The sequence below is a fragment of the Actinoplanes sp. NPDC051388 genome (genome assembly GCF_055586225.1).
Window position 1 is genome coordinate 433,092 of the sequence record NZ_JBVJIP010000003.1, and the last position, 24,082, is coordinate 457,173.

The 24,082-nt window shown below is 71.4% G+C and carries 23 protein-coding genes; 7 read left to right on the plus strand and 16 right to left on the minus strand.

The window, feature by feature from the left end; translation table 11 throughout:
- The first annotated feature begins 100 nt into the window (after nt 1-100).
- Nucleotides 101-1,492 carry a cell division protein PerM gene (locus ACZ6TI_RS10500; protein ID WP_465344717.1) on the plus strand — a complete coding sequence of 464 codons (1,392 nt, stop codon included), beginning with the start codon at nt 101-103 and terminating at the stop codon, nt 1,490-1,492.
- Between the two features lie 93 nt (nt 1,493-1,585).
- On the opposite strand, the gene ACZ6TI_RS10505 is transcribed toward ACZ6TI_RS10500, so the two are convergent.
- Nucleotides 1,586-1,855, minus strand: coding sequence for a DUF4190 domain-containing protein (locus tag ACZ6TI_RS10505; protein ID WP_465344718.1), 270 nt, complete (start codon nt 1,853-1,855; stop codon nt 1,586-1,588).
- A 136-nt stretch (nt 1,856-1,991) separates the two neighbouring features.
- On the opposite strand from ACZ6TI_RS10505, the gene purN reads away from it, so the two are divergent.
- From purN to mdh, 4 genes are read left to right on the plus strand one after another with little or no spacing between them, the layout of a single operon-like run.
- Nucleotides 1,992-2,609 (plus strand): phosphoribosylglycinamide formyltransferase, encoded by a 618-nt coding sequence (gene purN, locus ACZ6TI_RS10510; protein ID WP_465344719.1) that lies wholly within the window; start codon nt 1,992-1,994, stop codon nt 2,607-2,609.
- Between the two features lie 26 nt (nt 2,610-2,635).
- Nucleotides 2,636-4,204: a bifunctional phosphoribosylaminoimidazolecarboxamide formyltransferase/IMP cyclohydrolase gene (gene purH / locus ACZ6TI_RS10515; protein WP_465344720.1), complete on the plus strand. Its 1,569-nt coding sequence runs from the start codon at nt 2,636-2,638 to the stop codon at nt 4,202-4,204.
- Complete coding sequence (locus ACZ6TI_RS10520; protein ID WP_465344721.1) at nt 4,201-4,803, plus strand: pentapeptide repeat-containing protein; 603 nt, start codon at nt 4,201-4,203, stop codon at nt 4,801-4,803. The genes purH and ACZ6TI_RS10520 overlap by 4 nt, the downstream gene beginning before the upstream one ends.
- Before the next feature lie 35 nt (nt 4,804-4,838).
- Nucleotides 4,839-5,789 (plus strand): malate dehydrogenase, encoded by a 951-nt coding sequence (mdh, locus tag ACZ6TI_RS10525; protein ID WP_465344722.1) that lies wholly within the window; start codon nt 4,839-4,841, stop codon nt 5,787-5,789.
- A gap of 409 nt (nt 5,790-6,198) precedes the next feature.
- Here mdh and ACZ6TI_RS10530 read toward each other — a convergent pair whose 3' ends face one another.
- From ACZ6TI_RS10530 to ACZ6TI_RS10545, 4 genes are all read right to left on the minus strand, one after another.
- Nucleotides 6,199-6,969, minus strand: coding sequence for an MBL fold metallo-hydrolase (locus tag ACZ6TI_RS10530; RefSeq protein WP_465344723.1), 771 nt, complete (start codon nt 6,967-6,969; stop codon nt 6,199-6,201).
- Nucleotides 6,970-7,036: 67 nt separating this feature from the next.
- Complete coding sequence (locus ACZ6TI_RS10535) at nt 7,037-7,474, minus strand: alkaline phosphatase D family protein (protein ID WP_465344994.1); 438 nt, start codon at nt 7,472-7,474, stop codon at nt 7,037-7,039.
- Nucleotides 7,440-7,868, minus strand: coding sequence for a DUF6069 family protein (locus tag ACZ6TI_RS10540; RefSeq protein ID WP_465344724.1), 429 nt, complete (start codon nt 7,866-7,868; stop codon nt 7,440-7,442). Before ACZ6TI_RS10540 ends, ACZ6TI_RS10535 begins: the two co-directional genes overlap by 35 nt.
- A gap of 5 nt (nt 7,869-7,873) precedes the next feature.
- Complete coding sequence (locus ACZ6TI_RS10545) at nt 7,874-8,878, minus strand: RNA polymerase subunit sigma-70 (RefSeq protein ID WP_465344725.1); 1,005 nt, start codon at nt 8,876-8,878, stop codon at nt 7,874-7,876.
- Nucleotides 8,879-9,157: 279 nt separating this feature from the next.
- Between ACZ6TI_RS10545 and ACZ6TI_RS10550 the strand changes: the two genes are divergently transcribed.
- Nucleotides 9,158-10,372, plus strand: coding sequence for an NADP-dependent isocitrate dehydrogenase (locus ACZ6TI_RS10550; RefSeq protein ID WP_465344726.1), 1,215 nt, complete (start codon nt 9,158-9,160; stop codon nt 10,370-10,372).
- A gap of 282 nt (nt 10,373-10,654) precedes the next feature.
- Here ACZ6TI_RS10550 and galT read toward each other — a convergent pair whose 3' ends face one another.
- The 4 genes from galT to ACZ6TI_RS10570 all read right to left on the minus strand — a co-directional run bounded on the left by galT (nt 10,655) and on the right by ACZ6TI_RS10570 (nt 14,460).
- Nucleotides 10,655-11,746, minus strand: a complete 1,092-nt coding sequence (gene galT / locus ACZ6TI_RS10555; RefSeq protein ID WP_465344727.1) for a galactose-1-phosphate uridylyltransferase — start codon at nt 11,744-11,746, stop codon at nt 10,655-10,657.
- A complete protein-coding gene (locus ACZ6TI_RS10560) occupies nt 11,743-12,519 on the minus strand; it encodes a DeoR/GlpR family DNA-binding transcription regulator (protein WP_465344728.1) in 777 nt (258 codons plus the stop codon). Before ACZ6TI_RS10560 ends, galT begins: the two co-directional genes overlap by 4 nt.
- Before the next feature lie 100 nt (nt 12,520-12,619).
- Nucleotides 12,620-13,534, minus strand: coding sequence for a glycosyltransferase family 2 protein (locus ACZ6TI_RS10565; RefSeq protein ID WP_465344729.1), 915 nt, complete (start codon nt 13,532-13,534; stop codon nt 12,620-12,622).
- Nucleotides 13,534-14,460, minus strand: a complete 927-nt coding sequence (locus ACZ6TI_RS10570; protein WP_465344730.1) for a sulfotransferase domain-containing protein — start codon at nt 14,458-14,460, stop codon at nt 13,534-13,536. The genes ACZ6TI_RS10565 and ACZ6TI_RS10570 overlap by 1 nt, the downstream gene beginning before the upstream one ends.
- A 62-nt stretch (nt 14,461-14,522) precedes the next feature.
- On the opposite strand from ACZ6TI_RS10570, the gene ACZ6TI_RS10575 reads away from it, so the two are divergent.
- Complete coding sequence (locus tag ACZ6TI_RS10575; protein WP_465344731.1) at nt 14,523-15,305, plus strand: WecB/TagA/CpsF family glycosyltransferase; 783 nt, start codon at nt 14,523-14,525, stop codon at nt 15,303-15,305.
- Here the strand turns inward: ACZ6TI_RS10575 and ACZ6TI_RS10580 are convergent.
- Genes ACZ6TI_RS10580 through ACZ6TI_RS10610 form a run of 7 tightly spaced genes read right to left on the minus strand, consistent with a single transcriptional unit; the run spans nt 15,276 to nt 23,786 of the window.
- The gene (locus ACZ6TI_RS10580; protein ID WP_465344732.1) at nt 15,276-16,331 is read right to left on the minus strand and encodes a glycoside hydrolase family 26 protein; all 1,056 of its coding nucleotides are present in this window, start codon (nt 16,329-16,331) and stop codon (nt 15,276-15,278) included. The genes ACZ6TI_RS10575 and ACZ6TI_RS10580 overlap by 30 nt on opposite strands.
- Nucleotides 16,328-17,056 (minus strand): class I SAM-dependent methyltransferase, encoded by a 729-nt coding sequence (locus ACZ6TI_RS10585; RefSeq protein ID WP_465344733.1) that lies wholly within the window; start codon nt 17,054-17,056, stop codon nt 16,328-16,330. The genes ACZ6TI_RS10580 and ACZ6TI_RS10585 overlap by 4 nt, the downstream gene beginning before the upstream one ends.
- The gene (locus ACZ6TI_RS10590; protein WP_465344734.1) at nt 17,053-18,612 is read right to left on the minus strand and encodes a lipopolysaccharide biosynthesis protein; all 1,560 of its coding nucleotides are present in this window, start codon (nt 18,610-18,612) and stop codon (nt 17,053-17,055) included. The genes ACZ6TI_RS10585 and ACZ6TI_RS10590 overlap by 4 nt, the downstream gene beginning before the upstream one ends.
- Nucleotides 18,609-19,487 carry a sulfotransferase gene (locus ACZ6TI_RS10595; protein ID WP_465344735.1) on the minus strand — a complete coding sequence of 293 codons (879 nt, stop codon included), beginning with the start codon at nt 19,485-19,487 and terminating at the stop codon, nt 18,609-18,611. Before ACZ6TI_RS10595 ends, ACZ6TI_RS10590 begins: the two co-directional genes overlap by 4 nt.
- A gap of 2 nt (nt 19,488-19,489) precedes the next feature.
- Complete coding sequence (locus ACZ6TI_RS10600; protein ID WP_465344736.1) at nt 19,490-20,704, minus strand: hypothetical protein; 1,215 nt, start codon at nt 20,702-20,704, stop codon at nt 19,490-19,492.
- The gene (locus ACZ6TI_RS10605; protein WP_465344737.1) at nt 20,701-22,056 is read right to left on the minus strand and encodes an O-antigen ligase family protein; all 1,356 of its coding nucleotides are present in this window, start codon (nt 22,054-22,056) and stop codon (nt 20,701-20,703) included. The genes ACZ6TI_RS10600 and ACZ6TI_RS10605 overlap by 4 nt, the downstream gene beginning before the upstream one ends.
- Nucleotides 22,053-23,786: a Wzz/FepE/Etk N-terminal domain-containing protein gene (locus ACZ6TI_RS10610; RefSeq protein ID WP_465344738.1), complete on the minus strand. Its 1,734-nt coding sequence runs from the start codon at nt 23,784-23,786 to the stop codon at nt 22,053-22,055. The genes ACZ6TI_RS10605 and ACZ6TI_RS10610 overlap by 4 nt, the downstream gene beginning before the upstream one ends.
- Between the last annotated feature and the right edge of the window lie 296 nt (nt 23,787-24,082).

Here is a 24,082-nt window from a genome sequence, read left to right on the forward strand (position 1 = left end):
TACGCAGAAGGCGGCGCGCCGCACTCGGAGCAATCCGGGTGACGGCGCGCCGTCGTATCTGCATCGCTCCGGTGGCCCCGGCGTGGAAAAGTAGGCGCCGATGCCCAGCACGCCGGATCATCCCGACGGCTCGGACGGCCCCGACGAGGGCGCCGCCGGAGTGGAGGATGCTGCCGCCCGCGAAACGGTGCAGATCGATGTCGCGAACCATCCGACGCGGCGGGTCGACGTTCGCCGTGGCGACCCGCGCGAGACCGTGTCCCTCGACCGCAAGACGGTCAAGCTGCCCGGCCAGCGTCGCCCGGCCGAGCGCGCCGGCCGCGCCCCGCTGATCGTCGCGGCCGGCTTCGCCACGCTCTGGGCCGCGCTGCTGTCCTATCTGCCGGTCGCCGCGGTGATCGGCCTGGCCCGCACCTTCGAGGGCGCCGGCGGCCTGGGCGGCGCCGCGGCCGGCGGGCTGGCCGCCTGGCTGCTCGGCCACGGCGTGCCGCTGCAGACCTCGATCGGCGCCGTGTCGCTGGCCCCGCTGCTGCTCACCCTGCTGGCCGGCTGGCGGCTCAACCGCGCCGGCCTGCACGTCACCCGCGCGATCGGCGCCCGCCGCAGCGGCTCCCCGCGCGCCGCCTTCGTGGTGGCCGGCACGGTCGGTCTCTGGTACGCAGTCTTCGGCGCCCTGTCCGCGATGCTGATCAGCGGTCCCGGCCTGGAGGTGTCCGCACTCCGCGCGGCGACGCACTTCTTCGTGGTCGGCGTCGGCGGCGCCCTGGTCGGCTCCCTGCGCGGCACCGACGCGGTGGTGGTCCTGGCCCGCCGGCTGCCCGCCGCCGCCCGCCACGCCCTGCGCACCGGCATGGTCGCCACGCTGCTGATCCTGGCCGCCGGAGCCGGCGCGGCCGGGCTCTCGGTGGCGATCGGCGGCGGCCAGGCGGCGGACATGATCGCCGCCTACCGCACCGGGGTGGCCGGTCAGGCCGGCATCACGCTGGTCAGCCTGGCGTTCGGCGCGAACGGCGCGATCTGGGCCACCGCCTATCTGCTCGGCCCGGGATTCGCGCTGGGCGCCGGGTCGGAGGTGGGACTGACCGACGTGACGGTGGGCCCGCTGCCGACCCTGCCGCTGCTGGCCGGCCTGCCCGCCGGACCGATGGGCTCGGCCGGCGTGCTGCTGCTCGCCGTCCCGGTGCTGGCCGGGCTGCTGGCCGGCGGCCTGTTGACCTATCGGCTGCGCCGGGATGCGGCGTTGCCCGCGAAGTCCGAGCGCGCCAACCTCGGCTGGCCGACGATCCTCGGCTCGGCGGTGCTCGCCGGCCCGGTCGCCGGCCTGGTGCTGGGCCTGCTGGCGGCGATTTCCGGTGGCGCGCTCGGCGACGGCCGGCTGTCCGACCTCGGCCCGAACCCGTGGACGGTCGGGGTGGTCGCGGCCGTCGTCGTCGGCGTGTCCGCCTGCCTCGGCGCGGCCGCCGTGCGCCAGTTCCGCAGCAAAGCCAAATAGCAGGCAGCGAAGCAGCCGGAACAGAGCAGCCGGGAACAGAGAGAAGGAGAACGCCCCGGCCATCGGCCGGGGCGTCCTCTCAGCTGGGGTGGATCAGTTGGTGCCGTACAGGCCACCGAGCGCGCCGGTCGCCGCCAGGATGATGTTGACGACGATGTTCAGCGCCGCGATGCCGAAGCCGACGTACGCCAGTGTCGGCGGCTTCCCGACCTTCCGCGACTCCAGAAGGCAGAGCACGGAGAAGACGATGCCGAGGATCGGGCAGCAGATCGCGAAGACGATGCCCAGGACGCCCCAGAGCGTCACCTTGTCATTGCCGGCCGCCGCGGGCGGCTGCTGTCCGTAGTAAGGGGGTGGCGTCACGTGAATCCTCCGTGTTGAAAAACGATTCCTGAGAACAAGTTGAAAGACGGGCAGCGTAACTGATGATCAGTGGTTTGTGTTGTCCGCGAGCCGACCCGTCCGCGGCGCGTCGCAGAAGCGGAGATAGGGTGCTCAGGTGACCGACCCCGCGCCCGCCCGCCTGGTCGTCCTCGTCTCCGGTTCCGGCTCCAACCTGCAGGCGTTGCTCGACGCATCCGCCGACCCCGCGTGGGGCGCGCAGGTGGTCGCCGTGGGCGCCGATCGTGACGGCATCGCCGGGCTCGACCGTGCCGCCCACGCCGGCGTGCCGACCTTCGTGGCGTCCGTCAAGGCGTTCACGACCCGCGACGACTGGGACGCCGCACTCACCGCTCTCGTCGCCGAGCACAAGCCCGACCTGGTCATCTCGGCCGGCTTTCTCAAGCTGGTCGGCCCGGTCTTCCTGGCCGCTTTCGAGGGGCGTTATCTGAACACGCACAACGCGCTGCTGCCGTCCTTCCCGGGCATGCACGGCCCGCGCGACGCTTTGGCTTACGGCGTGAAGATCGCCGGCGCCACGCTCTTCTTCGTCGACGCCGGTGTCGACACCGGGCCGATCATCGCCCAGGTCAGCGTGCCGGTGCTCGAGGACGACACCGAGGAGACGCTGACCGAGCGGATCAAGGTGGCCGAGCGCGCCCAACTGGTCGAGCAGGTCGGCCGCCTGGTCCGCGAGGGCTGGACCATCGAGGACAGAAAGGTACGAATCCCGTGACAGCTCCGCCGACTGATAGTCCAGGCTTGGGTAGCGGCACAGCTGAGGACCGTCGCCCGATCAAGCGCGCGCTGTTGAGCGTGTACGACAAGACGGGACTCGTCGAGCTCGCGCAGGCACTGCACGCCGCCGGGGTGCAGGTGGTCTCCACCGGTTCCACGGCCGGCGCGATCGAGGCGGCCGGCGTGCCGGTGACCCGGGTCGAGCAGGTCACCGGCTTCCCCGAGACCCTCGACGGCCGGGTCAAGACGCTGCACCCCAAGGTGCACGCCGGTCTGCTCGCCGACCGGCGGCTGCCGGCCCACGAAGCCCAGCTGACCGAGCTCGGCATCGAGCCGTTCGACCTGCTGGTCAGCAACCTCTATCCGTTCACCGCCACGGTCGCCTCGGGCGCGAGTGTGGACGAGTGCGTCGAGCAGATCGACATCGGCGGGCCGGCCATGGTGCGGGCGGCCGCCAAGAACCACCCCTCGGTCGCCGTGGTCACCGCCGTCACCGCGTACCCGCTGATCTTGCAGGCCCTCGACGAGGGCGGATTCTCGCTGACGCAGCGCAGGCTGCTCGCGGCTCGCGCCTTCGCGGACATCGCGGAATATGACGTCGCGGTGGCGAACTGGTGCGCCACCGTGCTCGCGCCGGAGGAGTGGCCGGAGTTCGCCGGGATGGCCCTGCGCCGGCAGACCCCGCTGCGTTATGGGGAGAACCCGCATCAGGAGGCGGCGCTCTATCTCGACCGGGCGGCGCCGCCCGGTCTCGCGCAGGCCGAGCTGGTGCACGGCGGCGAGCTGTCGTTCAACAACTACGTCGACGCGGACGCCGCCTGGCGCAGCGCGAACGATTTCGCCGAGCCGTGCGTGGCGATCATCAAGCACGCCAACCCGTGCGGCATCGCGGTCGGCGCGGACATCGCCGACGCGCACCGCAAGGCCAACGACTGCGACCCGGTGTCGGCGTTCGGCGGGGTCATCGCCGCCAACCGCGAGGTGACCGAGGCGATGGCCCGGCAGCTCGACGGCATCTTCACCGAGGTGATCGTGGCGCCGTCCTACGCGGTCGGCGCGCTCGAGATCTTCCGCGAGAAGAAGAAGCTCCGCGTGCTGGTGGCCCCGGCGTGGGCGCCCGCGCCGGCCGAGATCAAGCAGGTCGGCGGCGGCGTGCTGGTGCAGATGGCCGACCGGATCGACGCGGTCGGCGACGACCCGGAGGGCTGGACGCTGGCCACCGGTCCGGCGGCCGACGAGGCCACGATGCGCGACCTGGCGTTCGCGTGGCGGGCGATCCGCAGTGTGAAGAGCAACGCGATCCTGCTCGCGCACGACGGCGCCACCGTCGGCGTCGGCATGGGCCAGGTCAACCGGGTCGACTCGGCACACCTCGCGGTGAAACGCGCCGGTGACGATCGGGCCCGCGGCAGCGTGGCGGCGAGCGACGCGTTCTTTCCGTTCCCCGATGGGCTCGAGGTGCTGATCGCGGCCGGCGTCAAGGCGGTGGTGCAGCCCGGCGGGTCGATGCGCGACAACCTCGCCGTCGAGGCCGCGGAGAAGGCGGGCATCACGCTCTACCACACCGGAACCCGGCACTTCTTCCACGGATGACCGACATCCGGGTCGTGCACAACGAGACCTTCCGCGGCAAGGACTGGGCGCTGGCCGAGGAGAGCAAGGTCCACTACGAGGACTGCGCGTTCCACGACATCGACTGGTCCGAGTCGCTGCTCAGCGGCTGCACGTTCACGCACTGCCAGTTCGGCAACGTGCGCTTCAACGCCGTCGCGCTGACCCGCTGCGCCATCCTGCAGTCGACGATGACCCGGTGCTCGTTCTTCGACGCCACGCTGACCGACTGCAAGCTGACCGGCACGCAGTTCCTGGACTGCTCACTGCGCCCGATGACGATCGACGGCGGCGACTGGGCGTTCGTGTCGCTGCGCGGGCAGAATCTGACCTCGGCCAAGCTGGCCGGGTTGCGGCTGCGTGAGGCGGACCTGACCGGCGCCGACCTGACCCGGGCCGACCTGCAGGGCGCCGACCTGTCGAATGCGCGGCTCAAGGACGTCGTGCTCAAGGGCGCCGACCTGCGCGGGGCGGACCTGGGCGGGGTCGCGCTCAAGGGCGTGGACCTCAGCGGGGCGAAGATCGATCTGGCACAGGCGGCGATGTTCGCCTCGGCATACGGAGCCGTGGTAAGCGGCTGATAGGTTCCAAAAAACGCGAACTGGGAGTGGGAAGCATGGGCAAGAAGGTCACCGTCGTAGGCGCCGGTTTCTACGGGTCCACGACCGCACAGCGGCTGGCGGAGTACGACATCTTCGACACCGTGGTGCTCACCGACATCATCGACGGCAAGCCGGCCGGCATCGCGCTGGACCTCAACCAGTCGCGTCCGGTCGAGGGCTTCGAGACAAAGGTCGTCGGCGCCACCACCGGCCCGAACGGCGAGGGCTACGAGGCCATCGAGGGCTCGGACGTCGTCGTGGTCACCGCGGGCCTGCCGCGCAAGCCCGGCATGAGCCGGATGGACCTGCTCGAGGTCAACGCGAAGATCGTCCGCCAGGTGGCGGAGAACATCGCGAAGTACGCGCCGAACGCCGTCGTGATCGTGGTCTCCAACCCGGTCGACGAGATGACCGCGCTGGCCCAGCTCGCCACCCAGTTCCCGCGCAACCGGGTCTTCGGCCAGGCCGGCGTGCTCGACACGGCCCGCTTCACCAACTTCATCGCCGAGACCCTCGAGGTGCCGGTGAAGAGCGTCGAGGCGCTCACCCTGGGCTCGCACGGCGACACCATGGTGCCGGTGCCCTCGAAGTGCACGGTGAACGGCAAGCCGCTGTCCGACCTGCTGCCCGCCGACAAGATCGAGGAGCTGGTCACCCGCACCCGCAACGGCGGCGCCGAGGTGGTCGCGCTGCTCAAGACGGGTTCGGCCTATTACGCGCCGTCGGCCGCGGCGGCCCGCATGGCCAAGGCGGTGGCCGAGGACTCCGGCGCGACCCTGCCGGTCTGCGCCTGGGTGGATGGCGAATACGGCATCAACGGCGTCTACCTGGGCGTGCTGGCGGAGATCGGCGCAACCGGCATCAAGAAGGTCGTCGAGACGGATCTGACGCCGTCGGAGCTTTCCGGCCTGAAGGACGCGGCCGAGGCGGTCCGCGCCAAGCAGGCGGACGTCGCGGATCTCTAGGCACAACCAAGATCAAGATCCGGTCGTGGCGGGGTGGTGGGTTACCGACCGCCGCTCCCGCCGGGACCGGTCCGGGCGGCCGCACGCTGCGCTTCCGCGGCCGCCCTCCCGGCGACGTGCGTGAGTGGTCCCGCCCGCCGCTGACGCGGCAAACCCGGCCCCACCCGCTGGCGTGGCAAACCCGGCCCCACCCGCTGGCGTGGCAAACCCCGCCCCACCCGCTGGCGTGGCAAACCCCGCCCCACCCGCTGGCGTGGCAAACCCCGCCCCACCCGCTGGCGTGGCAAACCCGGCCCCACCCGCTGGCGTGGCAAACCCGGCCCCACCCGCTGTCGCGGCAAACCCGGCCCCACCCGCTGTCGCGGTAAACCCCGGCCGCCGCTGGCGCGGCAAATTGGACCCGCCGCCGTCAGGGCGTGAGCTGGGTGAACGGTGAGCCCAGGTGTGATGAAGCCAGCGGGTGGTTCTCGGCGAGCAGGCGTTCCCGGCTGACGCGGGCGGCCGCGGCGTCCATCTCGTGGCCGTAGGCCAGTTCCGGGTGCAGCAGCTGGATCGCGTGCACCAGCAGGTCGCCGGTGACGAGCAACTCGTCGCCGACCAGCACGCACTGGTGGCCCGGGGTGTGTCCGGGCGACGCGATCGCGCGGATGCCGGGGGCTATCTCGGCGTCACCCTCCAGGATGTGCAGACGACCGGCCGCGCGCAGCGGACTGAACAGGTCCTCCTCGCGGGCGGCGGCGAAGGCCTCCACGTCACCGCGCTGCACCACCACCCGGGCCTCGGGGAACGGGGTGTCCAGCGGCATCGCCCAGCCGATGTGGTCGGTGTGCAGGTGGGTCAGCACGATGGCGGTCACGTCGCCGGCGTCGATGCCCGCTTCGGCCAGCGCGTCCGGCAGCCGGCCCGGCACCGGCGCCCAGCTCCTCGCCGGCGCCGTGGCCGGGCCGATGCCCGCGTCGACCAGCGTGACCGGGCCGTCCGCGTACCGGATGGCGAAGCTCCGGAAGCGCAACCACCACCCACCGGCGGCGGATCGCGCGGCCGGATCGAAGGCGTCCGCCGCGGCCCACTGCGCGGCCGTGGCCGCGGGAAACGCCTCCTCGCGCGGCTCGAAGAACGGCCCCTCACCGTCGAGCAACGCGGTCACGGTCAACGGCCCGACGGTCCTGCTGATCGACATCCCGCAAACCTAGCCGCGCAGGGGGAACGTGTCCTGGTCGTCGGTGACTTCGTAGACCGGGCCGGCCTTACCGGCCGGTCAGGTCGCCGAACCTGGTCGTCGGTGACTTCGTAGACCGGGCCGGCCTTCGTGGCTGGTCAGGTCGCCGAACCGGAACCGCCAGTAGACCCGCATGTTCAGCCCGCGGGAGCGAGCCACGACGCAGCGGCAGGTGCTCGCAATGGGCCTGAAACGCCGCGCCCGGAACGCCTCCGGGGTCTTGGGCGCCGGATCCTGCGGGGATCTCGTCCGCCCAGTTGTCGTCCACCGCGTGGTGGTCGAAAGTGACGATCCACGGGAACGTGGCGTGCGCAGGCCGCCGGCGCGGTGCGGGTGCGGCGGACCAGCCGGCCAGCCGGCCGGCCAGCCGGCGAGATCCGACCCCGGGCCCCGGATGCGTCTGCAGTAGATGCTGTCCGCGGCCGGTTACGTCACCCCCGACGCGACCCGGATGTCGCGCGAACAGCTGACCTGGATCGGGCGCGCAGGCCCCGCGCCAGGGTGGGGATCATCACCGCGGCGGCGACGAGGTGCAGCGCGAGGAGGGCGACGATCGTGGCGGTGGCAGCTCCGGAGAGGACGGGCGGCACCAACGAGATTGCGGTCAGCGACACCGCCGTCCCCACGAACCGCTTGTCCGGGCGGGCGCTCCACCGCAACAGAGCGACGGCGATGACGACGCCGACGATCGAGAAGAAGCCGGTCACCACGGCGAACCCGGGCAACGGGATCGTCTCGCCGCCGGCCGGGATCTCGAAGTCGACGCCGGCTGCCCCGGCCAGCGCGGCGGCGAGGACGGTGGCCATCATCGCCGCGAGCGTGGCGAGGAGTCCGGTGCCGATGAATCCGAGGAGCCGCATCGGGATCATTCCGTGCCGTCCGCGAGCAGGCGCTCCGGCAGCCCGAGCCGCGGGAACCGGTCGCCGGGGAACGTGACGATCTCGGTGATCGCCCCGCCGGTGACGCGCAGGACGTCGATCGTCAGCGGCAGGTAGGCGCCGTCCCGTTCCCGCCAGTGGTAGAAGGCGACGGCGGGCTGCCGGTTCACCGAGGCGGGGACCGCGCGCAGTCCCTTCATGTCCGCGAAACCACTTTCGGTCCAGTCCCGCACCACCGCGTCGCGGCCGACGAACAGGCCCGGCGTAGGCGGCATCGAGCAGCGGACGTCGTCGCGCAGCAGCGCGGCGAGCCCGTCGATGTCGGTGGCCACGCTGGCGTCGGTGAAGCGGCGCACCAGCTCACGCGTCCCGGCGTCATCCGCGTTGCCGGTCCAGTCCTGCCGCTCGGCGGGCAGGTGCTCCCGCATGCCGGCACGGGCCCGCTGCAGCGCGCTGTTCACCGAGTTGACGGAGTCCCCGAGGAGTTCCGCCACGTCCTTCGCCGGCCAGCCGAGCACGTCGCGCAGGATCAGCACGGCCCGCGGACGCGGCGCGAGATGCTGGACCGCGATCAGGTAGGCCAGCTCGATCGTCTCCCGCGCGACGGCGACGGTCTCCGGCTCGTCCGCGTCACCCGCGGGCAGCTCGTCGAGCAGCCGGTCCGGGTAGGGCTGCAGCCAGAGCACCTCGCCGCCGGTCGCCGGCTCCGGGCGGATCTTGGCGAGCAGATCCAGGCAGGCGTTGGTGGCGATCCGGTAGAGCCAGGCCCGGAACGTGGACCGCCCCTCGAAGGTCTCCCGCCGACGCCAGGCCCGCAGAAACGTCTCCTGCACCGTGTCCTCGGCGTCCTCGAACGACCCGAGCATCCGGTAGCAGTGCACGTGCAGCTCCCGCCGGTGCCGCTCGGCCAGTCCAGTGAACGCCGGCCCCGAGAACTCCGCCCCCGAGAACTCCGCCCCCGAGAACTCCGGCCCTGCCAGTTCCGCACCCATCACGTCATCCTCCGCCTCATCGTGTCCCGACCTAGGTATGACGGGTGCCGGCGCGAGAACTCATCACTCGGGGCGACCGCGCAGCCATGGGGGAGCGCGAGTGCCGTTCTTCTCGGTCGATACGGTGGACTCGGACCGGTTGCGGAGGACGAGGTCTTCGTCGCCTGCCGTCAGGGCCGATGCTGGAAGAAGGCCGCCAGCGGCGGCACCCCAACATGCAGTACGCTCGTACTGCTTACGAAGCAAGAAGCGGAAGAGCGGAAGAGGGAGCGCCGGCCGATGGCGAAAATCAAGGTCAACAACCCGGTGGTGGAGCTCGACGGCGACGAGATGACCCGGATCATCTGGAAGCAGATCCGGGAGCAGCTGATCCTGCCCTACCTCGATGTCGAGCTGGAGTACTACGACCTCTCGATCCAATACCGGGACGAGACCGACGACCAGGTCACCATCGACGCCGCGAACGCGATCAAGCGGCACGGCGCCGGCGTCAAGTGCGCGACGATCACGCCGGACGAGGCGCGGGTCGACGAGTTCGGCCTGAAGAAGATGTGGCGCTCGCCGAACGGCACGATCCGCAACATCCTCGGCGGTGTCGTCTTCCGCGAGCCGATCATCATGTCGAACGTGCCCCGCCTGGTGCCCGGCTGGACCAAGCCGATCATCATCGGCCGGCACGCGCACGGCGATCAGTACAAGGCGACCGACTTCGTCGCGCCCAAGGCCGGCAAGTTCACCATGACCTTCACCCCGGAGGACGGCTCGGCGCCGATCGAGTTCCACGTCGCCGACTTCCCGGCCGGCGGTGTCGGCATGGGCATGTACAACTTCGACGAGTCGATCCGCGACTTCGCGCGCGCCTCGTTCCGCTACGGCCTGGCCCGCAACTACCCGGTCTACCTCTCCACCAAGAACACGATCCTGAAGGCCTACGACGGCCGCTTCAAGGACCTCTTCGCGGAGATCTTCGAGACCGAGTTCGCCGACAAGTTCCGCGAGGCCGGCCTGACCTACGAGCACCGGCTGATCGACGACATGGTCGCCGCCGCGATGAAGTGGGAGGGCGGTTACGTCTGGGCCTGCAAGAACTACGACGGCGACGTGCAGTCCGACACCGTCGCGCAGGGCTTCGGCTCGCTGGGCCTGATGACCTCGGTGCTGATGACCCCGGACGGCAGGACCGTCGAGGCGGAGGCGGCCCACGGCACGGTCACCCGGCACTACCGCCAGTGGCAGAAGGGCGAGAAGACGTCGACCAACCCGATCGCGTCGATCTTCGCCTGGACCGGCGGCCTCAAGCACCGCGGCCTGCTCGACAAGACCCCGGCGGTGACCGAGTTCGCCGAGACCCTGGAGCGGGTCTGCATCGAAACCGTCGAGGGTGGACAGATGACCAAGGACCTCGCGCTGCTCATCTCGCGCGACGCCCCGTGGCTGACCACCGACGAGTTCATGAGCGCCCTGGACGAGAACCTGTCCCGCAAACTGGGCTGATCTTCCGCGCAGGGGCCGGTCCGGGAGGGCCGGCCCTTCTGTGCATCACCCATGCGACAAATTGCATGTTTATTGTCGTAACCAGGGGATACGCGCGTCGTTTCTTAGTGCAGAACGGATGACGGTCGCGACGCTGAGGGGTCGCCCGCCGGTATGGCTGCCTCGTCCCGGGCGCCGATCGGTTCCTCTCGCTGTCCCAGCGCGACCGAAAGTAGGCGCGCTTCGCGCGTCTGCCGTCCCTTCCCTGCGGGGGGCCTTGTCCCGGGCCCCCCGCCCCCTAACTTATGAGGCCGATCGCAGCAGGGCCGCCGCCTTCTCCGGGACGATGTCGTTGACGAACGCGCCCATCGCGGACTCGCTGCCGGCCAGATATTTCAGCTTGTCGGCCGCCCGCCGGATGCTGAACAGCTGCAGGTGCAGGTAACCGAGGTCGCGACCCTCGCCGGTGACCGCCTGGTGCCAGGCGCTGATATAGGGCATCGGCTTGCCGAAGAGGCCGTCGAATCGTTTCAGGATGTCCAGGTAGAGCGGGCCGAACGCGTCGCGCTCGGCGTCCGACAGCGCGGGGATGTCGGGCATCCTGCGGTGCGGCGCCACGTGCACCTCGAAGGGCCACCGGGCGGCCGCCGGGACATAGGCCGTCCAGTGCTCGTTGGCGGCGATCACGCGCTCGCCGGCCTTCTGCTCCGCGGCCAGCACATCGGCATAGAGGCTGTTGCCGGTCGCTCGGTGATGCTTGGCGGAGGCGGCCAGCATGGACTGGGTGCGCGGCGGGATCGTCGGATAGGCATAGATCTGGCCGTGCGGGTGGCTCAGCGTCACGCCGATCTCGATGCCGCGATTTTCGAACGGGAAGACCTGCGCCACCCCCGGCATCGCCGACATCTCCGTCGTGCGGTCGGCCAGCGCGTCGACCACCGTGCGCACCCGGGCCGGCGTCAGCGACCCGAAAGCGCTGTTGTGGTCGCTGGTGAAGCAGACCACCTCGCAGCGGCCCACCCCCGGGCGGACCGGCACCATGTCGGTCACCTGGGTGATCTCGTCCGGCTTGACCCGGTCGCTGAACGACGGGAACTGATTTTCGAAGACCACCACGTCGTAGTCCGGCGCCGGGATCTCGGTGGCGAAGTCCGGAGTGGACGGGCACAGCGGGCACATGTTGGTCGGCGGCAGGAACGTGCGGGTCTGCCGGTGCGCCGCCACCGCCACCCACTCGTCGACCAGCGGGTCGTGCCGCAGTTGCGAGGTGGGCGGCGGGGGTGGCAGGTCACGGGTGTCCGGCCAGTCGGCCCGCGAGGAGGACAACTTCTCGTCGAAGTAGATCAGCTCGCGGCCGTCGGAGAGGCGGATCGCCTCCCGCTTCTCGATCGTCACCGGGGGTTCACCACCACGAGCTCGGCGACCTGCTCGAGCAGGATCGCGCGGGCCCCCTCATCGAGCTCGTCGTCGGTGATCAGGACGTCCGCACGGGACAGGGGCACGATCGACGAGATGCCGACGGTGCCCCACTTGGTGTGATCGGCGAGGACGACCAGTCGTTCGGCCGCCTCCACTAGGGCGCGGTTGACGTCGGCCTCCATCAGGTTGGGGGTGGTGTAGCCGGCGCGCTCGCTCATGCCGTGCACGCCGAGGAAGAGGATGTCCAGGTGCAGCGTGCCGATCGCGGCCACCGCCACCGGCCCGACGAGCGCGTCGGACGGGGTGCGCGTGCCGCCGGTCAGCACCACGGTCTGATCGGGACGGCCGGTGCGGTAGAAGATGTCCGCCACCGGGATCGAGTTGGTGACGACGGTCAGGGAGGGCACGTCGACCAGTCGCTGGGCGAGGCCTGCTGTGGTCGTACCCGCGGAAAGAGCGATCGCATCGCCCGGCGAGACCAGGGCCGCGGCCCGGACCGCCATCGCGGCCTTCTCTTCCCGCTGCCGCACGGACTTGGCGGCGAAGCCGGGCTCGTGCGCCGAGCCCGGACTGACCGTGGTCGCGCCGCCGTGTACTTTCGCCAGCAGACCGCGGTCCGCGAGCGACTCGAGGTCGCGGCGGATCGTCATGTCGGAGACGCCGTACTCCGAAGCGAGCTCACTGACCCGCACGCCACCTGCGGCGCGGACCCGGTCGAGGATCGCGGCCTGCCGCTGCTGCGCGAGCATCAGCCACACACCCAGGTAAGGTTCCGAACTATTTCGAACACAGGTGAACACTACCTGGCGATCGGCTGTGCGGAAAAGAGTGACCTTTGCCCTTGTGTGGCTAGATTCCCCGGCCGCGCTTGTGCAGAGCCGAGAGAACGTTCTCTACCTTGACAGCTCCGGTCATAGCGGCCAACGCGATGGCGGTCCGCGGCTCCTTCCAGTTGGCCCGCACCGCCTCCTTGCTGAACTGCCAGGCGGCGCTGCGGTTGCCCGACGCGGCCGACCAGCAGGCCAACTGACCATAGACCCGCGCGGCGCCCGGCCGGCATCCGCTGATCTCCGGATGCCGTTGCATCATCCAGCGCAGCGACGAGATCTTGGTGGCGTACTCGTACGCGTAATGGCTGCTGCGGCCCCACAAGACGCGGACCAGCGGCTCGTCCAGGTGCACGATCGGGGTGCGGCGGGCGGCTCGCAGCAGCAGGTCCCAGTCCTCGTTCTGGCTGCCCGGCGCGTCCTCGGCGACCAGGCCGATGGCGTCCTCGGTGAGCGCCTCGCGGCGGACCAGGAAGGACGACGAGTGCAGCATGGCCATCCGCGACCGGGCCAGCTCGTCGGTGGTGACCCGGCTGCGGCCGGCCAGCCGCGGCGTGGTCTTGCCCTCGAACTCCACCTCGATCGCGCAGGTGGCGAACTCGGCGTCCGGCTCGGCGAGCAGCGCGGCGACCTGGCGGCGCAGCTTGTCCGGCCGCCACTGGTCGTCGTCGTCGCAGAAGGCGATCAGTTCGGTCTCCAGCGACAGGATGCCGGTGTTGCGGGCGCCGGCCAGGCCGGGCGTGCGCCAGTTGGTCAGCACCAGCACCTGGGTCGCCTCGGTGCGGGCGAGCAGGTAGTCGGGCTCGGTCTGGTCATAGACCACGACCACCTTGATCTCGCCCGGGTAGCGCTGCTCGCGGACCGCCGCGATGGCCTTGCGGACCAGCTCGGGACGGTTGCGGGTGGGGATCACGACACCGACGGACGGCCAGTTCATCACGCCTCCTTCAAAACCGGGTAGCCATACGCCCGCAGCAGCGGCGCGCAGACCGCACCGACCAGCCGGCGCTGGGCGGGCGGCAGTTTCTGCAGCCAGGCGTCGTCCTGGCGCAACGTCAGCCGGCCCACGGTGAATCGCATCGGGTTGCCCGCCGCGCTGTGCCCGACGCCCAGGTCGGCGTGGCCGTTCTGCAGGAAGCCGAGGTCGGTCTGCTGCAGCGAGAGCCCGGCGAAGTCGGCGAGGTGGATCAGCGCGGCCCGCGGGTCGGTGAGGAACTCCTCGTAGCGGACCCGGCGCACCGGCACGCCGCGCCGGGCGAGCAGCCCGAAGGCGGCGTTGTGCGCGTTCCACAGCATCGCCGAGCGGCCGGGGGAGTAGCGGGTCATCTCCTCCTCGCCGTCGGTCTCCGGCCGGGCGATGGTCTTGGTCCACGAGTACGCGACCCCGCGCGCGTCCCGGACCACGTGCACGACCCGCAGATCCAGGTCGTCCGCCCAGCGCAACACGTGTGCCAGCGCGCTGTGCTTGGACGAGTCGACGACCACCGCGGCGCCGGACACCTCGGCCGCCGCCGCATAGATCCGGGCGTAGAAGTTCGCGTACTCCCGTACCTGGTCCATCGGCATCCGGCCGGCCGCCAGCCGGGGGATGTGCCGGGTGCGCTCGACCAGGTCACGCAGCGCGTGCACGCGGAGCACGTCCACATTGCCCCAGCCGCCGAACGCCTTCTCGCCGACCCGCTTCCAGAACGCGCAGCCGGAGAACCGCGAGCCGCACCCGCACCGCTCGTTGTCCAGAATGTCGCGCTGCCACAGATGCACGACCTCGCCGAGCGCGCACACCGATGGCAGCTCGCCGAGGAGGCGCTCGACGAGCGTTGTCCCGCTTCGTCCCAAACCCCCGAGGTAGAGCACTCGTGCCACTTTGTCCCGCCTTCGCTCGTTTCGTTCGTATAACGAGCGAACGAGCCTGAAGGAGGCGTTGAGTGACAGCCGAAGCTTTCGACCGCGTGCACCTCGACGGAACGGGATTCGACCGGATCACCGAGGGCGAGGTGGTCGCCGTCGTCCGCGAGGCGATCGCGTCCGGCCGAGGTGGACGGATCATCACGCCGAACATCGACATCCTGCGGCAGGCGCAGGTGAACAAGCGGGTGCGGGCGTACCTCGACGACGCCGACCTGATCGTCGCCGACGGCATGCCGCTGGTCTGGGCGAGCAAGCTGAGCGGCGCGCCGCTGCCCGAGCGGGTGGCCGGCAGCAGCCTGATCTGGTCGCTCTCCGAGGGCCTGGGCCGCGACGGCCGGTCCATCTTCGTGATCGGCGGCAACGCCGCGACGCCGACGGCCGCGGACGGCGCGACCCGCGCGGCACGCCGGCTCGCCGACGAGTGTCCGGGCCTGCGGATCGCCGGCACGCTCTGCCCGGAGTACGGGTTCGAGCGCGACCGTGCCGTCTACGCCGAGTTCTGCGCCGCCGTCACCGAGGCCAAACCGGACCTGGTCTTCGTCGGCATCGGCTTCCCCAAGCAGGAGAAGGTCATCACCCGGCTGCGCACCGAGCTGCCGGGCACCTGGTTCATCGGCTGTGGCGCGGCGGTCAACTTCGTGGCCGGCGACATCGACCGGGCGCCGCGCTGGATGCAGCGCACCGGGCTGGAGTGGGCGCACCGGCTGGGCAGCGAGCCGCGCCGGTTGGCCGGCCGCTACCTCAAGCACGATGCGCCCTACGCGCTCCGGCTACTCACCTCGTCCGCGACCCGCCGCTGACCTCTTCTTGCCGGTCTCCTCGGAAGGCTCCGGGTTGAAGTACGGATCCCTGGTCATCTTCCGGAACGCCTTGAAGGCGTTCCGGTCGGTGGCCAGCTGGAACTGCTGCTTCGGCCCGTTGCCCTCGGGATCGGACTCGAAATAGACGACGCCCTTGATCTGCGGGTTCGCCTTGAAGGTGCGCTGGGCGTCGCGCAGCCACGCGGCCCGGCCGGTCGAGCCCCACGCCCTGGCCACGCCGAACTCGCCGATGATGATCGGCTTGGGCCGGGCCGCGGCCCATTGCAGGAACGGGCCCATCAGCGTGCCGATCGGCTGGAACAGGTTGCCGGCGTAGACGTCCACACACGTCCAGTCCACCTGGTCGTCGCCCGGATAGAAGGCCGGCGCGTCGCCCCGGATGAAGCCTTCCGCGGTCGGGCAGAACACCCAGGACACGTTCGTCGCCTTCTCCTCGGCGAAGATGGCGCGCACGTACTTCCAGGCCGCGATGTAGTCCGGGCCGGACCACATGGTGGCGCGCAGGTTGGGCCGGTCCATCTCCCAGCGCATCCGCAGCAGCACCGGATCGCCGACCTTGCGGATCGCCCGCGCCTGCTGCCGGATCACCCGGTCGTGCGCCCCCGTGGTGATGGACCGGTTGTCACCGGTGGCCCAGCTGATCATCAGCCGCTGACCCTGATCGAGGAACTCGCGATCGCTCTTCGTGCCGACCATCTGCTCGAAGCGCCGATAGGTGTTGAGGATGTCCAGCGGGCGGCCGAGTTCCTGCTCGAGCCCGCCGACCGCGGCCACCCGCCCGACGTGGGTGAGCTCGTCCGGTTTGATCCAGGCGCCCAGGTAGGCGCCCTCGGACGGCGGCTCGAACGGCCCGGCCCGGAACGGCCCCCGGTTCACCGCGACGCCGGAGGGGGCGCTGGTCAGGTCCGGAGACGGCGTCGGCTCGGGCGCGTCCCGTCGCGGCGCGGTGCATCCGGTGAGCACCAGCGCCGCGGCGGTCAGCAGCGCCAGGCGGCGCCGGATCATGCCCGGCGCGCGGCGTACAGCACGTTCACCGCGTACGCGTCCGAGCCCGGCAGCTTGCGGGCCGCCGCGTCGGCCGCCCGGGCCAGCGGATTGGTGTGCAGCGACGGCGTGAGCATGGAGAAGCCCCGCCGCTCGACCACCTCGAAGCCGTGCCGGCCGAGCAGTTCGGCCACCTGGTCGTGGGAGAGCTCGGCGAACCAGCGCTGCCCGGAGTGCCGCCGCGCCCGCAGGTGCCGCACCGAGCGGGCGTTGCCGTGGTTCTCCACCACCAGCATCCCGGCCTCCGGCGTGGGCAGCGCCTTGGCCGCGAAGGCCAGCGCCCGATCCCGGACCGCGCCGTCCACATTGAGCAGCAGGCGGAACATGGTGACGATCGCCGGCAGCCCGGCCGGCACCGGCTCGGGCACCGGACCGTCCATCGGCACCTGGTGGAACTCGGCCTGCGACCCGACCTCGGCGGCCTTGGCCATCATCTCGGCCGAGGTGTCGTAGCCGTGCGCGGCCCGGACCAGCCCGTGCAGTGTGCGGATCGCCCGGCCGGTGCCGCAGGCGAAGTCGTGCTGCACCGGCGCCCGGTCACCGAACTCGCGGGTCACCAGCCCGCGCAGGTAGGCCCGCTGGCGCTCGTTGATGCGGGACGCGTAGGTGTCCGGCGCGTAGGTGACGGTCTCGTACTTCTCGACGGCGTCGGCATCCTGGAACACCTTGGTGTAGTCGGCGGTCAACGTTCCCCCTTTGAAGGATTACGGCGGATCTGGAAGGCGTTGAGAGCGAGCCGCTCACGCAGCAGCCACGCCCCGAAGCAGAAGGCGGGCACCGAGACGGCGAGCGCCAGGGAGAGCCCGGCCGGCCCGGTGCCGAGCACGGCGGTGACCAGCCGCGGCAGCACGCCGAAGCAGGCCAGCGAGACCATCGCGGCCGCGAAGGTGCCGGGTCCGAACGGGTGCAGCCGGGCGTGCCGGGCCACCTGCAGCAGCGGCAGCAGGTTGTTCACCACCACCGCACAGGCCAGGCCGATCGCCGCGCCCAGGGCTCCGAGACGGGGGATGAGCAGCACGTCCAGCCCCACCATCACGCCCAGGGCGAGCAGCACGTTCAAAAGATTCCATGAGGTACGCCCGGCCATCGCGAGCACCATGTCGACCATCCCGCATCCGGTCGCCACCAGCATCGCGCAGGCCAGCACCACGACCACCGGCGCGCCGGCCCGATAGGAGTCGCCGAACAGGCCCAGATAGATCGGGGCGAACAGGATCACCAGCAGGTTGATCGGCCAGGTGATCAGCACCAGCCAGCCGGTCGCGGTGCGGTAGAGGTGGTTCGCTCCGGCCCGGTCGCCGGTGGCCAGCGCCTCGGCCAGCCGCGGCTGCACCGACTGCGAGATGCCCTGGTTGGCGAACTGGATGGCGATCACGAACCGGCCGGCCACGGCGTAGACCGCGGCCGCGGCGAGACCGCCCAGCGCGGCGACCAGCAGCACGTCCACCCGCTGCAACGCGAGCTGGGCGACGCTGGCCACCGCCCGCGGCCCGGTGAACCGCCAGAACTTCCGGCGCAGCGCCCGCCGCTCGACCCGCCGGCTGCGCGCGCCCTCCGGCCGGGCCGCCCGGTACGTGCGCCGCAGCGCGTACCAGGCCAGGACCGTCACCGGCAGGTAGGGCAGCGCCCAGGCCAGCGCGAAGGCCGGCAGCCGGGCGGCGGTCCACAGTGTCGCCACGCCGACGGCGCCCACCAGCAGCAACTGCAGCGCGCTGCGGAGGACCCGGTCGAGCATCACGGTCGGGCGCATGGATTTGTAGCCGCGGGTGGCGGTGAGCATCGCGTCGGTCAGCACGAGCAGCGGCAGGAAGAGTGCGAGCACCCGCAGCCCGGCGGTGTGCTCGGCGATCACGTGCGGCGTCTCGTCCGCGGTGAGATGCGCGATCTGCGGCGCGGTCAGCCACATGGCGACGGCCAGCCCGCCGGACAGCACGATCACCGGGGTCAGCGCGGTGCGCAGGCAGGCGCCCAGCAGGTGGTGGTCGCCGGTGGCCCGCAGCCGGGACAGCCAGAAGACCAGACCGGTCTGTGTGCCGAGCTTCGCGATGCCGCCGACCAGCACGAAGGCGGCCGTGGCGGCGAAGAACGCGCCGGCCTGCTCGGCGCCCAGCGCCCGCGCGACGACCCAGGTGACGATCACGCCGGTGCCGCCGGCCAGCGCCGAACCGGCCATGTTGGCCAGTCCGCCGCGGGCCGCGCCGCGCGTGCCCCGGTGCGGGCCGGCGGTGGTGGTCGTGGTCACCCCCGGCGCCACATCGGCAGCCGGCCGAGCCACATCGCCAGCGCCTCGTCGTGCGGCGCGTAGTGGGCGCTCAGCTCGGCGCGCAGGCCCGGATCCATGCCGGCCGGGCGGGGCCGGGCGTTGTGCCGCTCGAACGGCGGGTGCCCGAGGTTCGTCGGCAGGCCGAGGAAGTCGAGCACCTCGTCGTACACCTCTTCGGGGCGGCTGAAGAAGCGCTCGCTCTCCACCACGTGGATCCGGTCGCGGCCGACGTGCTGGGCCATCCCGCCGAGGTAGCGGGCATACTCGCCGCGGCCGCGATAGGCGTGGTGCTGGTGCGCGAAGCTGTAGTACGCCGGGTCCTGGGCGAGCTTCTCCTCCTGGCGGTGCAGCCGGGCCGGCTCGAGGGCGAGCGCGTTGCCGAAGTCGCGCTCCTGCTCGAAGCCGCGGGCCACCTCGTGCGCGTGCTGCGAATAGGCCCGCTCGACCGGGTCGCGGACCAGCACCACCAGCTTGGTGTCCGGCAGATCCTGGGCGATCCGGGACGCCGCCTGCGGGTGGTACATGTAGTACGGGCTGGACTCGAAGGTCTGCGCGGGCACGCCGTACTTCTGCTGGATCTTGTCGCCGCTGCGCTGCAACGGGAAGTGCGCGCGATACCAGGCCATGCCGCGGCGATAGGACGTGTCGAAGTAGTGCACGCCCTTGTGCAGCACCGCCTTCAGCACCACCGGGTGGGCGGCGAGCGCGCGGTAGAGCGACGTGGTGCCGCAGCGCTGCCCCCCGCAGATCAGGAAGGACGGGGTCATCCGGGCCGGCGCGGTGATCCGGCCGTAGGAACGGGAGCCCAGGTGCACCATGCGCTTCACCGGTGCGGGCATCTTGCGGACGTCCATGTTCACAGCTCCTCGACCCGGCGGATCAGCACCGGCAGCAGCCAGGTGCCGAGCACGCCCAGGCGGGCGCCGGCTTCGGCCTGGCGATCGGTCAGATAACGGGCGGCCAGATCGACCAGGTAGAGCAGCGCGGTCAGCTCGCGCGCTTCGGGCGTCACCGCGAACGGCGCGAGCAGCTCGGCGGCCTGCCGCACGGTCGCCTCCACCGCGGCGGACGCGTCGCCGGAGGACTGGATGCGCCGCTGCAGATCGTGGTGCACCGCGTCGAAGCCGACCGGTACGCCCTGGGCGAACCGCTCCCAGTCCCAGACCAGCAGGGCGTCGGTCAGGTTCGCCATGTTCCACGGGGCCCAATCGCCGTGCCACGCCCCGTACCGGAAGGTGGTGCTCCCGGCGTGCTGCACGAGCAGCTCGGCGGCCGCGCCCAGCGCGACCCCCTCGGGCCGGTCCTGCACCGAGCCCAGCCGCCCCCGCAGCTCGGTCCAGTACGGGCTGCCGACCAGCGGCCCGGCGGTGTAACCGCAGCACCCGGCGATGTCGACCATCGCGGCGGCCAACCGGCGCGGGGTCAGCGGCGCCCGCGGCAGCCACACCGGCAGCGCCGACTGCACCAGCACCTGCAGGCCGCGCCACTGCCCGGCGTGCAGCACCGACGGCACGGTCAGCCTGGTGAGTCCGGAGCGGCCGAGCGCGATCAGCGCGTTCGTCTCGGCCCGCACCAGGCGCTGGGTGAGCGGCCCGGTGCCCAGCTTGGCGAAGCCGAACGTCTCGCCGTCCGGGCTGATCAGCTGCAGCACCGGCTTGCGGTTGGCCCGCGCCGGTCCGATGTGGATGCTGACCGCGAGCTCGCGGCCGAGCGCCTCGCTGAGGTGCTCGTCGATGCTGCCCGCCCGGCCCACGTGGATGCGGTCGCGCAGCAGCACGCCGGAAGCCCCGGTGCGCAACGCCGCGACCACCGCGTCCCGCTTGAGCTTCGCGGCCCGGGACTGCGGCTCGGCATAGCGCCGGACCGCCGCCGCGGCCACCCGGCGGGAACCGGCGGGAACGAGCAGCCGCGGGCGGCGAGCATCCGGGATGACGTAGTACTCCGTGGATTCGCTCGCCTCGTCTGGCAGCTCTGTGGGATACAGCAGAGCGACGACCTCGCGCAGGTACTGCGTGCGGAGCGCGGAATCACCCGCGGTCAGCTCCGCCGGCGCGGTCTTGACTGGACTCATGCATCCCCCTCGAGGTCGTTGCGCCAGAGCAGCGCGAAGGCCAGAACCATGAAGGCAAGAGGGGTGGCCAGCGAGTTGTACCAGAGCATCGCGCTGAACGACGTGACGATCGCGGCGGCGGCGGCGATGCCGATCGCGCTGCGGTCCCGGCGGAAGCGCCACAACCCGTACCCGAAGAAGCCGAGGTAGCCGAGCGTGCCCGCGGCGCCGTGCGCGTAGAGCAACTGCCACAGCTGCCCGTTGCCGCCGACGGTGAAGTTGCCGCAGCGCTCGCAGCCCTCACTCTCGCCGACGGCGATCGAGTTGCGGCCGCCGATCGTGTTGCGCGTCGAGCCGTAGCCGACCACCGGCGAATCCCGGAAGCCGTCCACCGCGCGCTCGATCAGGAACGACCGCACGCCGTTCGACTTGCCGTTGTCCAGCCGCGCGTTCACCACGTCGCCGAGCGGGCTGGCCAGCAGCGCCACCACCAGGCCACCCGCGGCCACCGCGACGGCGCCGAGGATCCAGATCCGGCCCAGCAGCACATAGCGGAACGCGACGTAGAGGATCAGCACGCCCAGGCCGATCCACAGGCCGCGGTTGAGGGAGACCACCGCGGGCGCGATCGAGACGGCCAGCACCACCGCCGCGAAGGCCTTGGCGCCGGCCCGGCGCGAGCTCCACGCGGCCACCACCAGCCAGCCGGCCAGCAGGCAGAAGTTGTTGCCCCAGGTGTTCGTGTAACCCCAGGGCGCGGCCGGGCGGGGCTTCTCGCCGCCGACCAGATCCATGATCTGCGCCGCATAGGGGTGCACCAGCGACTGCACGAAACCCTTGTTGCGCACACTGCCCGGAAGCAGCCACTCCACCGGCGAGGTGAACTCGAAACTTCCGGCGAACATGCCCAGCAGCCCACCGGCCACGGTCACCACGAACAGCCAGCCGAGCAGCTTGACCAGCCGGCGGACCGGCAGCTCGGCGGCGGTCAGGTTGCCGGCGTAGAGCATCAGCACGGTCATCGTCAGATAGAGCGCGAACCGGTAGCCGACCGCGACCAGCCGTTCGCTCGCGTGCTCGGCCACCGTGCCGGGCGGGTCCACCCCCAGCGCCGCCACGCTGACCAGCACCGCGGCCAAGAACAGCGCCCACCAGCCGAAGCCCGGCGGCAACCGCAACGGCCGCCCGGCCGCGCGCCGCCGGAGCAGCAGCACCAGCATCGGCGCCGCCATCAACGGGAAGATCAGCACGCCCAGGCCGAGCGCCCACCACAGTGGATAGAGCGCGAGCAGCGCGGTGATCGGCCAAGCCGGAAGCGTGAGTGGCTTCTGCGAGGAAGTCGTGTGTGCGGGCCGAGGGGCAACCAGCGTCACGAGTCGTCGCTCTTCTTCTCGCCGTCCTTCTCCGCGGGAGCGAGCTGGATCACCGCGGTCGCCTCGTCGCCGTTGTCGCCGCCCTGCCGGGGCGCCGGCCGCGACGACGTGCCGGTCGGGAAGCGCATGGTCTTCTCCGCGTCCAGCACGGCGGTGTCCTCGGGCGACGGCCCCTTGTTCGTGTTCACCGGCTGCAGCGCCACCGCGGGCAGATCCACCTCGTCGCTGCGCAGCCCGGCCAGACGCGGCAACACCACGGCGCCCAGCAGCGGAGTGCCCACCCGGCGCAGCTGCTCGGCCGCGTCCGACAGCATCGGCCGGCGCGCCTTGCGCAGCTCGACCGCCAGGATCGCGGCGTCGGCCAGGCTGGCCAGACTCTGCGCGTCGGCGCTGCTGCTGGTGGACGGCGCCTCGATCACCACGTAACCGGTCTGCCGGCGCAGCGACTCGAGAGTGTCCCGCAGCCGCTGCGACTGCATCAGCCCGGCCGCCGTCGCCGCGCCGCCGGTGGTGATCACCCGCAGCGAGGGGATGCGCGGCGTCCGCTGCATCGCCCGGGCCAGCGAGACCCGGCCGGCCAGCAGGTCGGACAGCCCCGGCATGGCCGACACGCCGAGCATCCGGGCCAGCGGCGCCGCGTCCACCATGCTGTCCGGCAGGTGGGCCCCGATCAAAACCACATCACTTCCGGTACGCGCCAGCGCCGCCGCCAGGTTCGCCGCCACCAGGGTGCTCGCCGAGCCACGGCTCGCCCCGGTCACCACGATGATCTGGTCACCGGTCTCCAGGCTGGCCAGCACCTCGTTGCGCAGCCGGTTGAACACCCGCCCACCCGGCCCGTACGGCTGCAGCACGTCGTCGAAATGCGGCGTGGTGCGCTCGTCGAGAACAGCCAGGACCGGCATCCGGGCCCGGTCCCGCACATCCGCGGCGGTCTTCAGCCGGCGGTCCAGCCGCTCCCGCGCGAACGCCAGCGCCAGCCCCGCCAGCAGCCCGAGCATCGCGCCGGTGGCCAGGTTCAGCATCGCGTTCGGGCTGGTCGGCTCCTCCGGAACCCGAGCGTCGCTGATGATGCTGCCGGCCTCCACAGTGGTCGTGGTCAGCTCGTTCAGCCGGCCGGTCAGCGCGTTCAGCTGGTTCTGCGAGTTGTTCCGCAGGCTCTCCAGGTTGCTGCGGTCCGAACTGCCCGGCTTCGCCTTGGCCAGCCGGCCGTTGATGCCGGTCAGCATGGCGGTGAGCTGCTTGACCTTGACAGTCCGCGACTTGATCTGCTGGTCCAGGCCGGACCGCGCGGTCGCCTCCCGGTTCCGCAGGTACGCCTCGGCGAACGCGTGCGAGCCGGCCTGCGCCTTGGCCGGAGTGTCCGCCTCGAAACGGATCACCAGCACGGTGGTGTTGGCCGGCACCTCCACCGACACGTCGTGGGCGAGCTCGAGCGGGTTGGTGGCCGAACGCAGCAGCGCGGCGGCCCGCACGGCGACCGCGCCGGAGCCGACCAGCTGTGCCTCGGTGTCCAGGTTGATCGAGCCCTTGGTGCGGCCGCCCGACTGGTTGGTGTCCTGCTCCACCGCCTGCACCAGCACCGACGTGCTCGACTCGTACACCTTGGGCATGGTGCTGGTGATCGCGACGCCGAGGCCGAGGCCGGCGCCGGTGGCCGCCAGAACGACCCACCAGTGGCGGCGGAACATGCCGACGTAGTGCGTGAGGTCGGCGGAAGGCGCTTCCATCGGTTCGGCGGCCCTTTCGAGGGTGTTCGTGAGTTGCGGCATTCGGGCGTTTCGCCCCACGAGGGGTAAACGGCCGGGTTGCCTGGACGTAACTCACTTGCGCCGAAGTCGGTGTTTGTTGGTGGTCGGAGGGCAACTTGTGGTGGCTTGGGCTTGGGGAGTGGTCTGGCGCAACCCGTGGTGAGTTGAGCTTGGAGAATGGTCTAGCGCGACCCCGTGCCCGTGCCCGCGCCCCGGCGCCCGCGACCCCGCGCCCGCGACCCCGCCCGCTAACCCGCACCCGCCAACCCGCACCC